The sequence below is a fragment of the Parahoeflea olei genome, from assembly GCF_001703635.1.
Taxonomy (GTDB): Bacteria; Pseudomonadota; Alphaproteobacteria; order Rhizobiales; family Rhizobiaceae; genus Hoeflea; species Hoeflea olei.
Genome location: NZ_LQZT01000001.1, coordinates 489,146 through 506,431, shown reverse-complemented (window position 1 = coordinate 506,431; position 17,286 = coordinate 489,146). Strand labels below are relative to the sequence as shown.

The window sequence follows — 17,286 nt, the reverse complement described above, 5'->3', positions numbered from 1 at the left end:
GCGTTAAGTATGCAATTTTTGCATCGAGAACTGCCCAATGCGAATTGGACAAGTTTCCGGCCCTGTTCATAGTCGGTTGCCAGTTGAAAACTGCTGGGACCGCTGCTGAAATGGGAAGAGTCGTCTACTGTGCCAATGAGTTCGTGCCCGAGGAAAAGGCAAGGATCGGTCTCTTCGATCGGGGCTTCCTGTTTGGCGACGCGGCCTATGAAGTGACCGCCGTCCTGGGCGGCCGCATGATCGACAACGACCTGCATCTGGCGCGCTTCGCCCGTTCGCTGACGGAGCTTTCGATCCCGTTGCCGATGCCGCTCGACCGCATTGTCGAGATCCAGCGTGAACTGATTGCACGCAACAATCTCATGGAAGGCGCCGTCTATCTTCAGGTTTCGCGCGGGGAAGCGGATCGCGAGTTCCTCTACGCTGCGGATCTCACGCCGACCTTCGTGGCCTTCACCCAGGCCAAGGCGCTCCGGGATACCAAGGCGCAACGCAATGGCGTTGCTGTCGACATCGCTCCCGATCCGCGCTGGGCCCGGCGCGACATCAAGACGGCCATGCTGCTCGGCCAGGTGATGGCCAAGCGGGAGGCGCGCGCCCGCGGGTTCGACGACGTCTGGTTCGTCGAAAACGGCACCGTGACCGAAGGGGCTTCCTCCACCGCCTTCATCATTCCGGACGACCGCCGCATCGTCACGCGCGCCAACTCGCACGCCACTCTCCCCGGCTGCACCCGCCGGGCGCTGATGCGGCTGTGCGAGGCCCAGGGCCTGGTGGTCGAGGAAAGAAGTTTCAGCCTCGCCGAAGCGCAGAGCGCCGTCGAGGCCTTCCAGACATCCGCATCCAGCTTCGTCACGCCGGTGGTCCGCATCGGCGAAACGTTGCTGGGCGGTGGCGAGCCGGGGCCGCTGACCCGGAAACTGCAAGCCTATTACCTCGATGCAGCGGGCATCCGCGAGGCCATGACTCTCTGAACGATCAACAAGCTGAACCAAAAAGGGAACGAAATGAACAACAAGGTAAAATATCTCGGCTCCGCGCTCGGCGCATTCCTGGCCCTCGCAACCCCGACGCTGGCCACCGAAGGCTATGGCGATTGCAAGCTGTTCGGCAAGGCCGGCACCGAGCAGATCGAACCCGCCGTCCCCGGCCAGTTCACTGTCGTCATCAACCTGCCGGCGGTCGGCGAGTTCAATGGTGACACGCCCGAGACGGTGACCAGTGGGCGCGAGTTCTGCATGGCGGTCAACATCGCCTCGCGCCTGGGCCTCGACAAGGTCGTGCTCAAGAACGCTTCGTTCGATTCGATCGTTGCCGGCCAGAACAAGGCTTTCGACATCGCGCTTGCGCTGATTTCGGTCACAGAGCCGCGCAAGAAGGTGGTCGATTTCTCGACGCCCTATGCCCGCGGTGCCTTCGGCCTCGCCGTGCGCGCGGATTCCGATATCGACGAGACCAGCATCAAGCAGGCCAAGCTTGGCACCCAGGCTGGCACCATCATGGTCGACTGGGTGCAGGAAAACCTGCCCGAGGCGCAGCTGTCGGTGTTCGACGACACGGGTGCGATGTTCACCGCGCTGGCTGCCGGCAATGTCGATGTGGTCATGACCGACATCTCGGTCGTGCTCGGTCAGGTCTCCAATTCCAATGGCCGGCTCAAGGTCGTCGGCCAGTATGCGGGCGGCCGCGATACGGCAGGCGTCTACCCCAAGGGCGCCAAGCAGGCGGAAGTGATCGACCGGATCATCGCCGACATGGCGGCCGACGGCACGCTGGCCGCACTTGAGGAAGAGTATCTTGCGGCCGCGCGTGGCGGCCTGAAGCCCGAGGATGTCCCGGTCTGGAAAAACTGATCCGATGACCGATCACATCATCTTGGTATCGCAGGATGAAGCAGGGCGCGCCGCCGAATGGCGCGCCCGACGCTCCACGAAAACCTACAGGGGTCGGGCGAGCTTCACGCTCATGCTTTCGGCCCTGACCTGTCTGGTCGTCGCCGCCTCGGCGCAGCATATCGGCAGTTATGCCGTGTCCCAGGGGGTGTCGCCGGTGGCTGCCTCGCTGCCGGGCATGATTGCGGCGCTGGTTGCGGCGCTGGTGCTGGTCATGGCGGCAAGCGCCTTCCTGAAATCCCTTGCCGCCGGGCGGCAGGAGGATGTTCACACCGCCCGCCTGCTGGGCGACGAGGCCTCGACGCGCTCGTGGAAAGCGCTTGCCTGGACGGGGGCGCTGCTGATCGTCACCGCCGGCGCCTGGTTCATGGTGGTCAATGACGCCGCCGTCAGCCGAACCTTTTTCGATCTTGTGCTGATCCGCGATTCGGCCGGCAAGGTGCTGCGCGCCTTCGGCACCAATATCCTGATCTTCTCCGTCTCGGCGGTGCTGATCCTCGTCTGGGCGCTGGTGATTGCGCTTGCCCGCACCTTGCCTGGGGCGGCTGGCCGGCCGTTGCGGGTTCTGGCGATCGCTTATGGCGATCTGTTTCGCGGGTTGCCGGCGATCATCACCATCTATCTGATCGGCTTCGGGCTGCCGCTCACCAACCTGCCGTTCCTGTCGGACCTGTCGAGCACGTCCTACGCCATCATCGCGCTGACGCTGACCTACGGTGCCTACACATCCGAGATCTACCGGGCGGGCATCGAAGGCGTGCATCACAGCCAGGTCGCCGCTGCCCGCTCGCTGGGGCTCAGCCACGTCAAGACCATGCGTTACGTGGTGGTGCCGCTGGCCGTGCGCAACATCATCCCGCCGCTGATGAACAACTGCATCAGCCTGCAGAAGGACACGGCGCTCGTCGCCATCATCGGCGCGATCGACGCCTTCAACCAGGCCAAGATCATCGCCGCCAATAACTTCAACCTGTCTGCGGTGACCACCGTCGCGATCCTGTTCATCGCGGTGACAATTCCGCAGGCGCGCATCGTCGACAAGCTCAGCGAACGGGACCGCCGGCGCATGCGGGCAGGAGGATAGACCGATGGCGCTCGTCGAAATCGACCACGTTACCAAACGCTACGACCACCTTGAGGTCATCTCCGACTTTTCGCTCGATATCGAGGAGCACGAGGTGATCTGCCTGATCGGGCCTTCGGGCTGCGGCAAGTCCACGCTGCTCCGCTGCGTCAACCGGCTCGAGGAAATCTCGTCGGGCGAGATCCGCATCCATGGCGACCGGATCACCGGACCCGGCGTGGATCTCGACCGGTTGCGCCGCGACATCGGCATCGTGTTCCAGGGCTACAACCTGTTTCCGCACATGACGGTTCTGGAGAACACGATCCTTGCGCCGACCAAGGTGCTGGGCATGAGCCGCCGCGAGGCCGAGGAAAAGGCGATGGCCTTTCTCGAGCGGATCGCGCTGACCCACAAAGCCAACGACTATCCCGACCGGTTGTCGGGCGGCCAGCAGCAGCGTGTCGCCATCGTGCGGGCGCTGATGATGGAGCCGATGCTGCTGCTTCTCGACGAGATCACCTCGGCGCTCGATCCGGAACTGGTCTCGGAGGTGCTCGACATCGTCCGCGACCTTGCCGCCGGCGGCATGACGATGATCCTTGCCACCCACGAAATGGGCTTTGCGCGCGAAGTGGCGGATCGGATATGCTTCCTGCAGGCGGGCAAGGTCTACGAGCAGGGACCGCCGGCCGACATCCTCGGCAATCCGCAGGGCGAACGCACCCAGGCCTTCCTGCGCAGCCTGAGAAAAGCCGGGCGGCTCTAGGCCGCCCGAACGGGAAGGACCGGACATGACCACAGCGCGCGACCTCCATCTGTGGAGCGACGGCCCCAACAGCCTCGCGCCGGGGCCGCTCAACGCCATCACCGACGTCGAGGGCGTGCGCGTGGGCCATCACACGCTGTCGGGCAACGGCCTTGCGACCGGGGTGACCGCGGTGCTGCCGCACGGGGACGACCCGTTCCGTCTCAAGGTGCGGGCGGCCGTCGAGATCATCAACGGCTTCGGCAAATCGGCGGGACTGGTCCAGGTCGCCGAACTCGGCACGATCGAGACGCCGCTCCTTTTGACCAATACATTCGGGGTGTCGGCCTGCACGGAGGCGCTGGTCCGGCGCGCGATCGCGGCCAATCCCGCGATCGGACGGGAGACCTCGACCGTCAACGCGGTCGTGCTCGAATGCAATGACGGCGCCATCAGCGACATCCAGGCGCTGGCGGTCACGCCGCAGCATGCCGATCAAGCGCTCGACGCGGCAGCCTCCGGTCCGGTTGCGCAGGGCGCGGTCGGCGCGGGGACGGGCATGACCGCCTTCGGGTTCAAGGCCGGCATCGGAACCGCGTCGCGAAAGATGCGCATCGGCGGTCGCGACCACATGCTCGGCGCGCTGGTGCTCGCCAATTTCGGGCGGGCGGGCGACCTCGTGCTGCCGGATGGCCGCCGGCCGGACCCGCGCGGCCCCGCGGCTCCGGAAAAGGGATCGGTGATCGTCCTGCTCGCCACCGACCTGCCGCTGTCCGACCGCCAGCTTCAGCGCGTGACGCGGCGTGCGGGCGCGGGGCTCGCCCGACTCGGCGCTTTCTGGGGGCACGGCTCTGGTGACATCGCGCTCGGATTCACCACCGCCGATCCGGTGGCCCATGACGGCCCGGATTTCCAGTCGGTGGCGCGGATCGCCGACCGGCATATCGACATCCCGTTCCGGGCAGCCACTGAAGCCACGCAGGAGGCGGTGCTCAACGCACTGTGCGCGAGCCCCGCGACCGCGGGCCGGTCGGGCCGCAGCTTTCCTTCCCTTGCCGACTGGGCGGAGGCCAATCGACCATGAAGATCTTCATTTCTGCCGATATCGAGGGCACCGCGGGCATCGCCCATTGGGACGAGGCGGAACGCACCCACGCCGACTACCAGGAATTCCGCGAGCTGATGACGGCGGAAGTGGTCGCGGCCTGCGAGGGTGCGCGCGCCGCGGGCGCCACCGAGATCATGGTCAAGGATGCGCATGACAGTGGCCGCAACCTGCGGCTCGACCGGCTTCCCGCCTATGCCCGGGTGATGCGCGGCTGGTCGGGCCATCCCGACAGCATGATGTTCGGGCTTTCGCCGGATTTTACCGCCTGCCTCTACACGGGCTATCACGCCAAGGCCGGTTCGGAAGCCAATCCGCTCGCCCACACCAGCACGCTGCGGATCTCGCGGCTCCTGCTCAACGGTGCGGTGGTGTCGGAATTCACCATGAATGCCCTGTGCGCCGCCCGCTACCGGGTGCCGTCGGTGTTCCTGTCCGGTGACGCCGAAATCTGTGCCGACGCGCAGGCGCTGGTGCCGGGGATAGCCACCGTGGCGACGCTTGAAGGGTTCGGCCGCGCGGCTCTCTCGATCAGCCCGGCCCGGGCGCGGGAGGCGATCCGCGACGGCGTCGAGGCTGCGCTGTCGGCTGCGCCGTCGGAGCGGATTCCGGGATTGGAAGGCCCCTTCGAGGTCGTGGTCGAATTCGCCAATCCGACCGATGCCTGGCGCGTGTCCTGGTATCCCGGCGCCGAGCTGCGCAAGGACCGTTCGGTCGCGTTCAAGGCCGCGGAGTTTTTCGAAATCCAACGGGCCTTGCGCTTCCTGACCGCCTGACGAGGTTGCCGGCACAAGAGCCGATCTTTGGCATGGGCGTGCCCGGCGGTCTTCCGGCTCAAGGGCCGGTCTGGATGCCGGGACAAGGCCCCTGCCGTGCGCGCCGGGTGGCCTGTTCCACAGCGCGTCGTGAAAGCAGGGCTCGTTGGTCCATTGCGCTTCTCCCCCAGGTCTTCTGTGGCACGAGTCCCGGGGCTTCAAGTTCCGAGCGTCGTCGGCAAGTAGGATCTCAACCTGAAGTGCAGCGACGGATGTCGAGATCGGCTGGTGCCAAGCTGAATGGTAAGGCCCTGCGGTGGCAGACCCTGCGGGTGCCGCAACACGAACAGCGGCGCGCAGCGTTCGTGATCCCTGATCGGGGACGAGAAGCTGCACGCCGATGTCCTGGCCGGGTCAGGCGCCGAGTGCTATCGGCGCATGTAATTGGCGAACTTCACCCAGGCCGCGCCCTTGCGCGAGGACTCCACGCAGCCGGTGACGAAGGCCACGCCCGCAAGACCGTCCTCGATGCCGGGGAACATGACTTCGGACGGCGCGGGCTTTCCGGCCTGACGCGCCCGGATCGCTTCCGCGGCTTCGGTATAGATATTGGCGAAGCCCTCGAGATAGCCTTCGGGATGGCCGCCCGGGATCCGGCTCATGCGCTGGCAGGCCGCGGTGGCGCCGGCGCCGTTGCGCGTGAGCAGGCGCTTGGGTTGGCCCAGCGGCGCGTGCCAGAGATAGTTCGGGTCTTCCTGCGCCCATTCCAGCCCGCCCTTGGTGCCGTAGATCCGGAGCTTGAGCGCATTCTCGTTGCCCGGCGCCACCTGGCTGCACCAGAGCATGCCCTTGGCCCCGCCCTCGAAGCGCATCAGCACATGGCCGTTGTCATCAACCCTGCGGCCTTCGACAAAGGCGTCGAGATCGGCGCAGAGTTCCTCGAGCTTGAGGCCCGAGACGAAGCTTGCGAGATTGAAGGCGTGGGTGCCGATGTCGCCGGTCGAGCCGCCGAGGCCCGAGCGCTCCGGGTCGGTGCGCCAACCCGCCTGCTTCTGGCCGGTCTCTTCGAGGTTCTCCGAGAGCCAGTCCTGGGCATATTCGACCTGCACCAGCCGGATCGTGCCGAGTTCGCCGCTGGCGATCATGTCGCGGGCCTGCCGGATCATCGGGTAACCGGTGTAGTTGTGGGTGAGCACGAACAGCGCGCCCGAGGCCTCCGCCGCCTTGGCAAGCTTGCGGGCGTCGGTGAGCGTCGAAGTCAGCGGCTTGTCGCAGATCACATGGATGCCGCGCTTGAGGAACTCGCGCGCCACCGGATAGTGCATGTGGTTGGGGGTGACGATCGCCACCGCTTCGATGCCGTTCTTGAGCCGCGCCTCGCGCTTGGCCATTTCGACATAGTCGCCATAGGCCCGGTCCGGCGCCACGCCGAGATCGGCGGCAGAGGCCTTCGATTTCTCGGGCGTCGAGGAGAAGGCGCCGGCTACCAGCTCATAGCGGTCGTCTATGCGCGAGGCGATGCGGTGCACGCCGCCGATGAAGGCATCGCGGCCGCCGCCGACCATGCCGAGCCGGATGCGCCGCGAGGCTGCGGTTGAGGTTCCTTCGATTGCCATGGTCCGCCTCCCGCTTACGAAATGCCGAGCATGCGGCGGTTGGCGGCCTCGTCGGTGCCGCCGTCGGCGAAATCGTCGAAGGCCCGCTCGGTTACCCGGATGATGTGGTCGGCGACGAATTGCGCGCCTTCGCGCGCACCGTCTTCGGGGTGCTTGAGGCAGCATTCCCATTCGACCACGGCCCAGCCGTCGAAATCATTGGCGGCCATCTTCGAGAAGATCGCGCCGAAATCGACCTGGCCGTCCCCCAGCGACCGGAACCGTCCGGCCCGGTCGACCCAGGACTGGTAGCCCGAATAGACGCCCTGCCGCCCGGTCGGATTGAACTCCGCATCCTTGACGTGGAACATCTTGATGCGGTCCTTGTAGATGTCGATGTTGTCGATGTAGTCGAGGCACTGCAGCACATAGTGCGACGGATCGTAGAGCATGTTGCAGCGCGCGTGGTTGCCGACGCGCTCGAGAAACATCTCGAAGGTGACGCCGTCATGCAGGTCTTCGCCCGGGTGGATCTCGTAGCAGACGTCGACGCCGCACTCTTCGGCGTGGTCGAGGATCGGACGCCAGCGCTTGGCGAGTTCGTCGAAGGCGGTCTCGACCAGGCCCGCCGGCCGCTGCGGCCAGGGATAGATATAGGGCCAGGCGAGCGCGCCGGAGAAGGACGCCATCGCGCCGATGCCCATGTGCTGCGAGGCCTTGAGCGCCATCTTCACCTGCTCGACCGCCCATTGCTGGCGCGCCTTGGGGTTGCCCCGCACCTCGGGCGCGGCAAAGCCGTCGAAGGCCTCGTCATAGGCCGGGTGCACGGCGACCAGCTGGCCCTGAAGATGCGTCGACAGCTCCGTCACCTCGACGCCGTTCTCCGCGGCGACGCCCTTGAACTCGTCACAATAGTCCTTCGATGCGGCGGCCTTGGCGAGATCGATCAGGCGGCCGTCCCAGCTTGGCACCTGAACGCCCTTGTAGCCGCAATCGGCGGCCCATTTGGTGATCGATTTCCAGGAATTGAACGGCGCGTCGTCGCCGGCAAATTGTGCCAGGAACAGTGCGGGGCCCTTGATGGTTTTCATTGGTCGTTACCTCCAGACTGAAGTTTGCTGCGCCGTTTGCGGCGCTTGTGTTGGGAGGCGCGCGGTCTGCGCCCCTGGATTGGCGGACCCGGACGATCCGCAACAGGCGGGCTTTCCCGCCGATGTCGTCCCCCATCTTTCGTGTCCCGCGAGGGGAGCTGGTGCGGCTTCCCTAGCGGCCGCCGAGCGAGCGGCGGATATGGTCGTATCCCTCCCGATACACTGCCTCGGGGCTTTCGGCAAAGTCGCGCCATACCCTGGTGGCCGCAGCCAGTTCCGGCAGGCCGCGGCCGAAACTCTCGATCGTCAGCCATCCATCATAGCCGATGTCGCGGATTGCGGCATAGGTTTCGGCCCAAGGTATATTGCCGCGGCCGGGTACCCCGCGATCGTTTTCCGAAATGTGGATATGGGCCACGACGCCGGCATTGCGGGTGAGGGCGCCGATCGGATCGGTTTCCTCGATATTGGCGTGGAACGTGTCATACATCGCGCGGATATTCGGATGGTCGATCTCGGCGAGATGGGCGGCGAGACCGTCCATGGTGTTGACGAGGTAGCATTCGAAGCGGTTGAGCGCTTCCAGCGCGATGGTGATGCCGAGATCGGCGGCATGGGCGCCGATCTGGCGCTGCGAGCCGGCGGAGCGGGCGAATTCCTCTTCGGTCGGCCCGCTGCCGGAAAAATGCCCGAGCGTGGAATGCATCGGCCCGCAGATCAGGCTGGCGCCGAGCGCCTGGGTCTTGTCGAGCGTGGCGCGCATGTAATCGACGCCCCTGGCCCGCTCCTGGGCCGTGCCGATCAGGTTCATCGAAGGGTCGCCCATGGCGGTGACTGCCGTGCGCTCAAGGCCGAGATCGTCGAGCATGGTTGCCAGCGTGCGGTAATGGGCGACGTCGCCCTCGAAGATCGGGATTTCCACGCCGTCGAAGCCGCACGCCTTCAGCTGCGCCAGCAGCGCGTGGTGTTCCATGCCGACATGGGTGGTCCACAAGAACATGTTCATGCCGATTTTCACGCCGGTCTCCCCGTTCCACGCATATGCATTCGAACTAATCTGGTAATACCAAAAACTCAAGGCTGCTACGACATCATTTTTCCAATCGGTGCGCAAGGTGGAAAATACACGGATTTTGTTGGAAATCGCTCTGCAAAATCTCATCTCAGGCTTGATTATGTGAAAAATCCGGATTAATTGGTCTAACCAGAATGGCGTTTGCAATGAGTGCGGGGTGGAGGAGCCCTGCTTCCAGGGAGGATGAGCATGCACCTGTCGACACACAACTGGATGCGGGCCGAGCCGCTTGAGGTCACGCTTCGGCGCATCAAGCAATTCGGCTATGAGAGCATCGAGATTTCCGGCGAGCCGACCCAGTACGACACCAAGGAAACCCGGGCGCTGCTCAAGGAGCATGGCATTCGCTGCTGGGGCGCGGTGACGCTGACGCTCGGCGAGCGGAACCTCGCCGCCAAGGACGAAGGCCAGCGTGCGCGCACGGTCGATTACGTGAAAAGCGTGCTGACCATGGTGAGCGAACTCGAGGGCGAGATCATCACGCTGGTGCCGGCGACCGTGGGCAAGGTGCAGCCCGATGCGACCGAAGCCGAGGAATGGGGATGGCTGGTCGACGCCACCAAGGAATGTTTTGCGCATTCCCAGAAGGTGGGGGTGAAGATCGCCATCGAGCCGCTCAACCGCTTCGAGACCTATATCTTCAACCGCTGCGCCCAGGCGCTGGCGCTCGCCGATGCGGTGCACCCCGATTGCGGCGTGTGCCTCGACGCCTATCACCTCAACATGGAAGAATCCGACATCTACGACGCCATCCGGCTTGCTGGCAAACGGCTCTATGATTTCCATGTTGCCGACAACAACCGCTTCGCCGCCGGTCTTGGCCATCTCGACTGGCCCAAGATCGTGGCCACCCTCAAGGAGATCGGCTATGACGGCGCGCTCACCAACGAGTTCGTCGCCCCGGTCGACCGCACGCCGGCCGCGATCTATCCCGACATGGTCGAGCGCGATCCGGTCGACATCTCGCCCGAGCAGCTCAAATTCATCCAGGATCATGGCTCGAGCCTACTTACGGAGAAGTTCTACTCGGACCAGATGCGGATCACGGCAGAAACGATCTTGCCGTTGATCAAGTAAAGCTTGGAGGCGGTCTGCCGGGGCGGGTGGTCCGCCGCCGGGATGCGAGGGTCCCTGTCATGAAAGTCAAATCCGTTGAGGCGCGGTGGATCCAGATCCCGATCGAGCAGGCCCGCCAGCACACCAGCGATTTCGGGACCCTGCGCACCTTCGACAGCGCCATCCTGCGCATCGAGACCGATGATGGGCTGGTGGGCTGGGGGGAGGGCAAGAATGCCGCCGGCAGCTCCGGAGACTACGCCACCCTGGTGCGGCTGCTGAATGAGGATTTCGGTCCGCGCATCATCGGCCGCGACCCGGCCGATATCGCCTTCATCTGGGAAGATCTCTACAACGGCGTGCGCGCGCACAAGGCGGCGATGGCGGGCCATGCCATGCCGGAGATGGCGCGGCGGGGGCTCACCGTTGCGGCCATCAGCGCCATCGACATCGCGCTGTGGGACATTCTGGGCAAGTCCGAGGGCAAGCCGGTCTGGAAGCTTCTCGGCGGACGCAAGGCGGACCGGATGCAGGCCTATGCTTCCGGCGGATGGGCCGGGGCGGACAAGATCGGCGAGCAGCTGCAATCCTATATCGACACCGCCGGGTTCAGGGCGGTGAAGATGCGGGTGGGCGCGATGGACGCCGCGCCGCATGTGTCGGCGCAGCGCGTCCGGGCGGCGCGCAAGGCGATCGGCCCGGACATCGAACTCGCCGTCGATGCCCATGGCACCTACACGGTCGCGGAAGCCAAACGGTTTTCGCATCTGGTCGCGGATTGCGATCTTGCCTGGTTCGAGGAACCGATCATCGCCGACGACAAGGCCGGCATTGCCGAACTGCGCGCGGCTGTGCCGATCCCGGTCGCCACCGGGGAAAGCGAAGCGACGCGCTATGCCTTTCGCGATCTCGCCGTTCTGAGGGCGGCCGACATCTTCCAGCCCGATCCGGCCTTTTGCGGCGGCATCACCGAAGCCATGCGCATCGGCACCATTGCCTCGGCGTTCAACTTGCGGCTTGCGCCGCATCTGTGGGCGGGCGCGCCCTGCTTCTTCGCGGGGCTGCATGTCTGCGCCGCATCGCCGGCGAGCTTCACGGTCGAGTTTTCCCTTGGCGCCAATCCGATGATACATGATATCATTGACGAAACGGTCGAAGCCCGCGATGGCATGATCGCATTCCCTGAAAAGCCGGGCCTCGGCTTCACGATCCGCGAAGCCATCCTGCAGAAATACGCCAGACCCTTATGAACAATACCGAAAGCGAATTCCTCCCCGCCCTCGTGGCCCATATCGTCAAGACGGCCGGCGCCAATGGAGACAAGGCGCCCTCCGAGCGGGAACTCGCCGAGCATTTTGCGGTCAGCCGCGGCCAGGTGCGGGAATCGCTGGCGATCCTCGAAGCGCTGCAACTGATCGAGCGGCGCGCCAAGTCGGGCATCTATCTCACCATGGATTCGGCGGGCCTTAGTTCGATGGCGCTGCTCGCGCGCGCGGGCGTGCAACTGATGCCGCGGCAGATCTTCGAAGCGGTGGAACTGCGCAAGATCCACGAGATCAAGGCTGCGGAACTCGCCGCCCAGCGCGCGACCGACGACAATCTCGACCGGCTGCGCGACATTCTCGCCCGCTCGGAAAAGCAGATCGCTGACGGGCTCGGGTTGCACCGGCTCGATGGCGAGTTTCACCTCGAGATCGTGCGCGCCACCCAGAATGAGATGTTCTACAAGATCTGTTCGAGCTTTTATGCGGCCAGCGAACAGCGGTTGCCGATCTATTTCGGCAAGGTCGAGCGCAACATCAAGTCGCACAACGAACACATGCAGATCTTCGACGCGCTGTACCGGCGCGACAGCATCCTCGCCCAGGCGCTGATGAACACCCATCTGGGCCGGGCGCAGAGCTACTGGACCGAGATCCTCGAAGCCAGCGGTGAGAAAAACCCGTTGCAGGATGCGCTGCCGCGGGCGCATGTGTGATCCCTTCAACTCAATGACAGCGGGATGCGATGTCCGACGTGATCTTTTCAACTCACCCGCTGCACCCTGAGGTGACCCGCGATTTGCGTGATCTCGGCACGCTGGTGATCGCCAGCGAGCCCACGCCCGAAGCGATCATCGAGGAAAGCGCTGGCGCTTCGATCATCGTGGTGCGCGCGCCGATCCCGGCGGAGATTTTTCCGCGCGAACCCGAGCTCAGGGCGGCCGTGCGGCATGGGGCGGGGCTCGACATGATCCCGGTCGAGGCTGCCACCCGCGCAGGCGTTCTGGTGGCGAATGTGCCGGGCGTGAACGCGGTCACCGTGGCCGAGCATTGCATCTGGTCGGCGCTCGCGCTGTTGCGGAAATATCCCGAAGTGAGCGCTGACCTCAGGTCCGGCGGATGGGCAACGGCGCGGGCCCATTCCGACCATGGCCGGGAATTGAGCGGCCGGACGCTCGGCATCGTCGGCATGGGCAATGTCGGCCGTGCACTGCATCGCATCGCCTATCACGGTTTCGGCATGCGGGTGCTTGCCCTGACCTCGCGGCCCAACGATCTGCCGGCGGGGGCGGAAGCGTGCGATCTCACCCATCTTCTGGCGCAGAGCGATGTCGTGGCGCTGTGCTGTCCGCTCACCGACGAGACCCGTGGCCTGATCGGGGCCGCCGAATTGGCGCGCATGCGGGAGGGCGCGATCCTGGTCAATGTCGCGCGCGGTCCGGTGGTCGATGAGGCAGCGCTGCTGGCCGCGCTCCGAGAGGGGCGCCTTGGCGGCGCGGCGATCGACGTGTTCGACCGCCAGCCGCTGCCGCGCGACCATCCTCTGCTCACGCTTCGCACCGTGATCCTGACCCCGCACATGGCCGGGATCACGGAGGAAAGCATGCTGCGGATGGGGCAGGGCGTGGTCATGGAGACGCGCCGGATTCTGGCCGGCGACATGCCGCTCAATTTCTGCAACCCGGAGGTCTGGCCGGCATACCGGAGCCGTTTCGGCATGACGGCCTGAGCGGCAGCGCAAAGCTGGCCACAAATGCGGGAACGGCCCGCCCGGACACCCCCTTTGGTCCGGACGAACCGCTCCGCGCCCTGGGAGAGCGCTCTAAACGCTGTCCCGCCCCTCCTGACCGAGGCCGAGATTCATGCCGGTCAACGGATCGAAGGACAGGACCTTGTCGGGCTTCCAGCCAAATTTCACGGTCTCGTCGATATGCACCTGGGTCTGTGCGGAGACGGTCGCATGCAGATGGGTTCCGTTGACGTCGAGGGTCAGGATTTTCAGAACCCCGTGGTTTTCGATGTCGAACACCCGGGCGGCTGCCGGGCCGTCGTCGGAGAGAACCATGTTTTCCGGCCTTATGCCGAAGCGCAACCGGTGGCCGTCAGGACCGTGACGCTCGGCGATCGGAAGCTTGAAGCCGCCCATGTCCAGCAGCGCCCCATCCCCCGTCAGCACCCCGTCCATCAGGTTCATCGGCGGGGTGCCCACCGCCCGGGCGACAAAGGTGTTGAGCGGTTTGGCGTAGATTTCCGACGGTGTGCCGACCTGCACCAGCCGGCCCCTGTTGAGCACGCCGATCTTGTCGCCCATCGACATCGCCTCGACCTGGTCGTGGGTGACGAACACGAAGGTGGCGCCCAGATCGTTGTGCAGCTTCTTGAGTTCGACCCGCAACACGTCGCGCAGATTGGCGTCGAGCGCCGACAGCGGCTCGTCCATCAGGAACACCCGCGGCTGGCGCACGATCGCGCGGCCGATCGAGACGCGCTGCATCTCGCCGCCCGACAGGCGTTCGACCTTGCGGTCGAGCAGGCGGGTGATGCGCAAGGTCTCCGCCACCCGGTTGACGCGGTCGGCGATCTCGGCGGCGGTGAAATTGTGGGTGCGCGACTTGAGCGGGAACTCGAGATTGCCGCGCACGGTCATGCGCGGGTAGAGCGAATATTGCTGCAGCACCAGCGCCACGTCGCGCTCGGCGGCGTTCCAGTGGGTGGCATCATGGCCATCGATCATGACCTGTCCGGAATTGGGCTTTTCCAGTCCGGCGATGACGCGCAGCGTGGTGGTCTTGCCTGCTCCGGTCTGCCCCAGAAGCACGAAGAATTCGCCGTCCTTGATGTCGAGATCGAGATCGCGCAAGGCGGTGTTGGGCCCGAATTTCTTGGTGATGCCCTTGAGTGCGATATCGGCCATCAGTTCGCTCCCCGCAATGTGAGGCCCGTGGCCGTGTCGAAGAAATGCGCCTGGGCGGGATCGATCCGGACCCAGAGCGTCTGGCCCTCCCCGGTCACGAAGCCGCTTTCGGTGCGCGCGCGCAGCACTGCGCCGTCCACCTGCGCATCGACGATGTCGTGGCTGCCGAGCGGCTCGATATTGGTGGTCACGGCCTGGACATAGCCTTCCGCCGGCTCATGGCGGAGCAGGACGGCTTCCGGGCGCACGCCCATCGTTATGCCGCCGGCTCCTCCGCTGAGCCCGGCAAGGACCGGATCCGGAAAGGTGAAGCCGCGGCTTGCGTCGTTCAGCATCACGCTGTTGCCCTCGATGCGGACCCCGTTGACGTTCATCACCGGCGAACCGACAAAGGTCGCCACGAACAGGTTGGTGGGGTGCAGATAGACCTCGTCGGGCGCGCCCACCTGCTGGAGCACGCCGTCATGCAGGATGACGATGCGGTCGGCGAGGCTCATGGCCTCGATCTGGTCGTGGGTGACATAGACCGAGGTCGAGCCGCGGGCGATGTGCAGGCGCTTGATTTCGGCGCGCATCTGTTCGCGCAGCTTGGCGTCGAGCACGCCGAGCGGTTCGTCCATCAGCAGGGCCTGCGGCCGGCGCACCAGCGCCCGGCCGATCGCCACGCGCTGCATGTCGCCGCCCGACAGCGCCGACGGCTTGCGGTCGAGATGCTGCGAGATTTGAAGCGTGGACGCCACTTCGGTCACCGCCTTGTCCCGGTCGGCCGCATTCATGCGCACGGCGCGCAGGGGGAAGGCGATGTTTTCGCGCACGGTCATGTGCGGGTAGAGCGAAAACGACTGGAACACGAAGGCGATGTCGCGGTCGGCCGCCTTGCGGTCCTGCACTTCCACGCCGTCGATCAGGATCTGGCCGGAGCTTACGGTTTCAAGCCCGGCGATGGCGCGCAGGGCGGTGGTCTTGCCGCCGCCGGACTGGCCGAGCATGACCACGAATTCGCCGTCCTTGATGGTCAGGTTGAGATCCTTCAGCACCTGCAGGTGGCCGAAGAATTTCTGCACGTTGCGGATATCGATCTGCGCCATCAGCCTTTGCTCCCGGTGCCGGAGCCTGCCGGGCGGGCGGCATGGTTGATCTCAAGCACATCGAGCGACTCGTCGAAGAAATCCTCCTCGGGGTCCGGCTCCGGCGCGATCTTGGAGGTGACCAGAAAGGCCACCAGCCCGATCAGCGTGAGCGTCACGCCATATTTGTGCAGGAACAGGCTCCAGGGCTGGCACAGCGAGATGATGCCGAAGATCATCAGGCCTTGCGCCGCCGGGGCGAGAATATGCTGGTTGAACTTGCGAAAACTCATTTGCGGATCGCTCCGAAGGACATGCCGCGCAGCAGGTGGTTGCGCAGGAGGAAAGTGAAAATGGCAACGGGTATGAGGAACAACAGGGTGCCGGCGGCGATCACGGTCCAGTCGGGAAGCCCGCTGCCGACCTGCGAGGGAATGTAGGGCGGCGCCGTCTGGGCGTTGCGGTTGGTCATGATCAGCGCGAAGGCATATTCGTTCCACGCGGTGATGAAGCAGAACACGGCGGTGGCCGCCATGCCGGTCAGCGCCTCGGGCAGCACCACCTTGAAGAAGGCCTGCATGCGCGTGTAGCCATCGACCAGCGCCGCTTCCTCGTATTCGCGCGGGATCTCGTCGATGAAGCCCTTCATGATCCACACCGAAAAACTCAGGTTGAAGGCGGTGTCGATGATCAGGCCCAGATGCGTGTCATTGAGGCCGACCACGCGGTACATCAGGAACATCGGGATCGCCACCACCACGGGGGGGAGCATACGGGTCGACAGGATGAAGAACAGCCAGTCGTCCTCGCCCGCCACCTTGAAGCGGCTGAATCCGTAGGCCGTCAGCGTTCCCATCGACACGGCGAGCATCGTCGAGACGATGGAGATGATCAGCGAGTTGGTGAAACGGTCGCCATAGCCGGACAGGGTGACATCTCCGGTCTTGGCATTGCGAACCACCTTCTCGCCGCCGTCGAACACCATCTTCTCCCACCAGGGGGCCGCGTCATATTCTTCCTGGCTGGGCTGCTCGCGCAGCTGCGAGCGCTTGGTGAAGAGCTTGACGAAGGGCGAGACGGTCGGCTCGAACACCACCGTCGGCGGGATCGTGGTGGCGAGATTGCGCGGCTTGAAGGCCGTCGATGCGATCCAGTAGATCGGGGTCAGCATGATGGCGAGGGCCACGAACACCGCCACGACGGCGATCCTGTTCGAGACGATTTCCCGGGATGTGCGTACGCCAGCCATGTCAGCGCGCCTTCACTTTGTTGAGGTATTTCACGTAGATATTGGTGATCGCCACGACCATGATCAGCACGATGTAGGCGAATGCCGAGGACATGCCCGTCTGCCATTCCTGGAACGCCATCTTGTAGAGCCGGATCGCGATCAGTTCGGTGGTCGGCTGGGACGACAGCACATAGGCGAGATCGAAGGTCTTGAAGGCTTCCATGGTTCGGAAGATGATGGCGATCATCAGGATCGGGGCCACCAGCGGCAGCGTGATGCGGAAGAAGGTGTAAAGCCCCGAGGCGCGGTCGATTTCGGCCGCCTCGTAGAGGTGCTTGGGCACCGCCGAAAGCCCCGCCAGCGACAACAGCATCACGAACGGCGCCCACATCCAGATATCGACGATGGCGATGGCGTAGAGCGCCATGTCCG

Annotated in this window: 18 protein-coding genes; 10 read left to right on the top strand and 8 right to left on the bottom strand. The window is 64.9% G+C overall.

All coding sequences use genetic code 11. From position 1 onward, the window contains the following. Window positions 1–110: 110 nt before the first annotated feature. The 6 genes from AWJ14_RS02315 to AWJ14_RS02290 are packed head-to-tail and all read left to right on the top strand — an operon-like array spanning window position 111 to window position 5,584. A complete protein-coding gene (locus AWJ14_RS02315) occupies window positions 111–974 on the top strand; it encodes a D-amino-acid transaminase (RefSeq protein ID WP_066174371.1) in 864 nt (287 codons plus the stop codon). A gap of 33 nt (window positions 975–1,007) precedes the next feature. Next, the gene (locus tag AWJ14_RS02310; protein WP_066174368.1) at window positions 1,008–1,853 is read left to right on the top strand and encodes an ABC transporter substrate-binding protein; all 846 of its coding nucleotides are present in this window, start codon (window positions 1,008–1,010) and stop codon (window positions 1,851–1,853) included. A gap of 4 nt (window positions 1,854–1,857) precedes the next feature. Next, complete coding sequence (locus AWJ14_RS02305) at window positions 1,858–2,976, top strand: amino acid ABC transporter permease (protein WP_066174365.1); 1,119 nt, start codon at window positions 1,858–1,860, stop codon at window positions 2,974–2,976. A gap of 4 nt (window positions 2,977–2,980) precedes the next feature. Further along, window positions 2,981–3,724, top strand: coding sequence for an amino acid ABC transporter ATP-binding protein (locus tag AWJ14_RS02300; protein WP_066174363.1), 744 nt, complete (start codon window positions 2,981–2,983; stop codon window positions 3,722–3,724). A gap of 25 nt (window positions 3,725–3,749) precedes the next feature. Beyond that, window positions 3,750–4,787: a DmpA family aminopeptidase gene (locus tag AWJ14_RS02295; protein ID WP_066174360.1), complete on the top strand. Its 1,038-nt coding sequence runs from the start codon at window positions 3,750–3,752 to the stop codon at window positions 4,785–4,787. Continuing rightward, complete coding sequence (locus AWJ14_RS02290; RefSeq protein ID WP_066174357.1) at window positions 4,784–5,584, top strand: M55 family metallopeptidase; 801 nt, start codon at window positions 4,784–4,786, stop codon at window positions 5,582–5,584. Before AWJ14_RS02295 ends, AWJ14_RS02290 begins: the two co-directional genes overlap by 4 nt. 407 nt (window positions 5,585–5,991) lie before the next feature. Here AWJ14_RS02290 and AWJ14_RS02285 read toward each other — a convergent pair whose 3' ends face one another. From AWJ14_RS02285 to AWJ14_RS02275, 3 genes are all read right to left on the bottom strand, one after another. Next, window positions 5,992–7,179 (bottom strand): Gfo/Idh/MocA family protein, encoded by a 1,188-nt coding sequence (locus tag AWJ14_RS02285; RefSeq protein ID WP_066174355.1) that lies wholly within the window; start codon window positions 7,177–7,179, stop codon window positions 5,992–5,994. Between the two features lie 14 nt (window positions 7,180–7,193). Next, window positions 7,194–8,249 carry a sugar phosphate isomerase/epimerase family protein gene (locus tag AWJ14_RS02280; protein WP_066174351.1) on the bottom strand — a complete coding sequence of 352 codons (1,056 nt, stop codon included), beginning with the start codon at window positions 8,247–8,249 and terminating at the stop codon, window positions 7,194–7,196. Window positions 8,250–8,421: 172 nt separating this feature from the next. Next, window positions 8,422–9,267 (bottom strand): sugar phosphate isomerase/epimerase family protein, encoded by an 846-nt coding sequence (locus AWJ14_RS02275; protein WP_066174346.1) that lies wholly within the window; start codon window positions 9,265–9,267, stop codon window positions 8,422–8,424. 246 nt (window positions 9,268–9,513) lie between these two features. Between AWJ14_RS02275 and AWJ14_RS02270 the strand changes: the two genes are divergently transcribed. From AWJ14_RS02270 to AWJ14_RS02255, 4 genes are read left to right on the top strand one after another with little or no spacing between them, the layout of a single operon-like run. After that, window positions 9,514–10,401, top strand: a complete 888-nt coding sequence (locus AWJ14_RS02270; protein ID WP_066174820.1) for a sugar phosphate isomerase/epimerase family protein — start codon at window positions 9,514–9,516, stop codon at window positions 10,399–10,401. A 59-nt stretch (window positions 10,402–10,460) separates the two neighbouring features. After that, window positions 10,461–11,630 carry a mandelate racemase/muconate lactonizing enzyme family protein gene (locus AWJ14_RS02265; protein ID WP_066174343.1) on the top strand — a complete coding sequence of 390 codons (1,170 nt, stop codon included), beginning with the start codon at window positions 10,461–10,463 and terminating at the stop codon, window positions 11,628–11,630. Then, window positions 11,627–12,358 carry a FadR/GntR family transcriptional regulator gene (locus AWJ14_RS02260; RefSeq protein WP_066174340.1) on the top strand — a complete coding sequence of 244 codons (732 nt, stop codon included), beginning with the start codon at window positions 11,627–11,629 and terminating at the stop codon, window positions 12,356–12,358. The genes AWJ14_RS02265 and AWJ14_RS02260 overlap by 4 nt, the downstream gene beginning before the upstream one ends. A gap of 29 nt (window positions 12,359–12,387) precedes the next feature. Further along, window positions 12,388–13,371 carry a hydroxyacid dehydrogenase gene (locus AWJ14_RS02255; RefSeq protein ID WP_066174338.1) on the top strand — a complete coding sequence of 328 codons (984 nt, stop codon included), beginning with the start codon at window positions 12,388–12,390 and terminating at the stop codon, window positions 13,369–13,371. 93 nt (window positions 13,372–13,464) lie between these two features. On the opposite strand, the gene AWJ14_RS02250 is transcribed toward AWJ14_RS02255, so the two are convergent. The 5 genes from AWJ14_RS02250 to AWJ14_RS22655 all read right to left on the bottom strand — a co-directional run. Then, window positions 13,465–14,556, bottom strand: coding sequence for an ABC transporter ATP-binding protein (locus tag AWJ14_RS02250; protein ID WP_066174335.1), 1,092 nt, complete (start codon window positions 14,554–14,556; stop codon window positions 13,465–13,467). Beyond that, the gene (locus AWJ14_RS02245; RefSeq protein ID WP_066174332.1) at window positions 14,556–15,644 is read right to left on the bottom strand and encodes an ABC transporter ATP-binding protein; all 1,089 of its coding nucleotides are present in this window, start codon (window positions 15,642–15,644) and stop codon (window positions 14,556–14,558) included. Before AWJ14_RS02245 ends, AWJ14_RS02250 begins: the two co-directional genes overlap by 1 nt. After that, the gene (locus AWJ14_RS02240; protein ID WP_066174329.1) at window positions 15,644–15,916 is read right to left on the bottom strand and encodes a hypothetical protein; all 273 of its coding nucleotides are present in this window, start codon (window positions 15,914–15,916) and stop codon (window positions 15,644–15,646) included. The genes AWJ14_RS02245 and AWJ14_RS02240 overlap by 1 nt, the downstream gene beginning before the upstream one ends. After that, window positions 15,913–16,872 carry a carbohydrate ABC transporter permease gene (locus AWJ14_RS02235; RefSeq protein WP_066174326.1) on the bottom strand — a complete coding sequence of 320 codons (960 nt, stop codon included), beginning with the start codon at window positions 16,870–16,872 and terminating at the stop codon, window positions 15,913–15,915. Before AWJ14_RS02235 ends, AWJ14_RS02240 begins: the two co-directional genes overlap by 4 nt. Window position 16,873: 1 nt before the next feature. Then, a partial coding sequence (locus tag AWJ14_RS22655; RefSeq protein ID WP_245304096.1) for a carbohydrate ABC transporter permease occupies window positions 16,874–17,286 on the bottom strand: 413 nt, incomplete at its 5' end.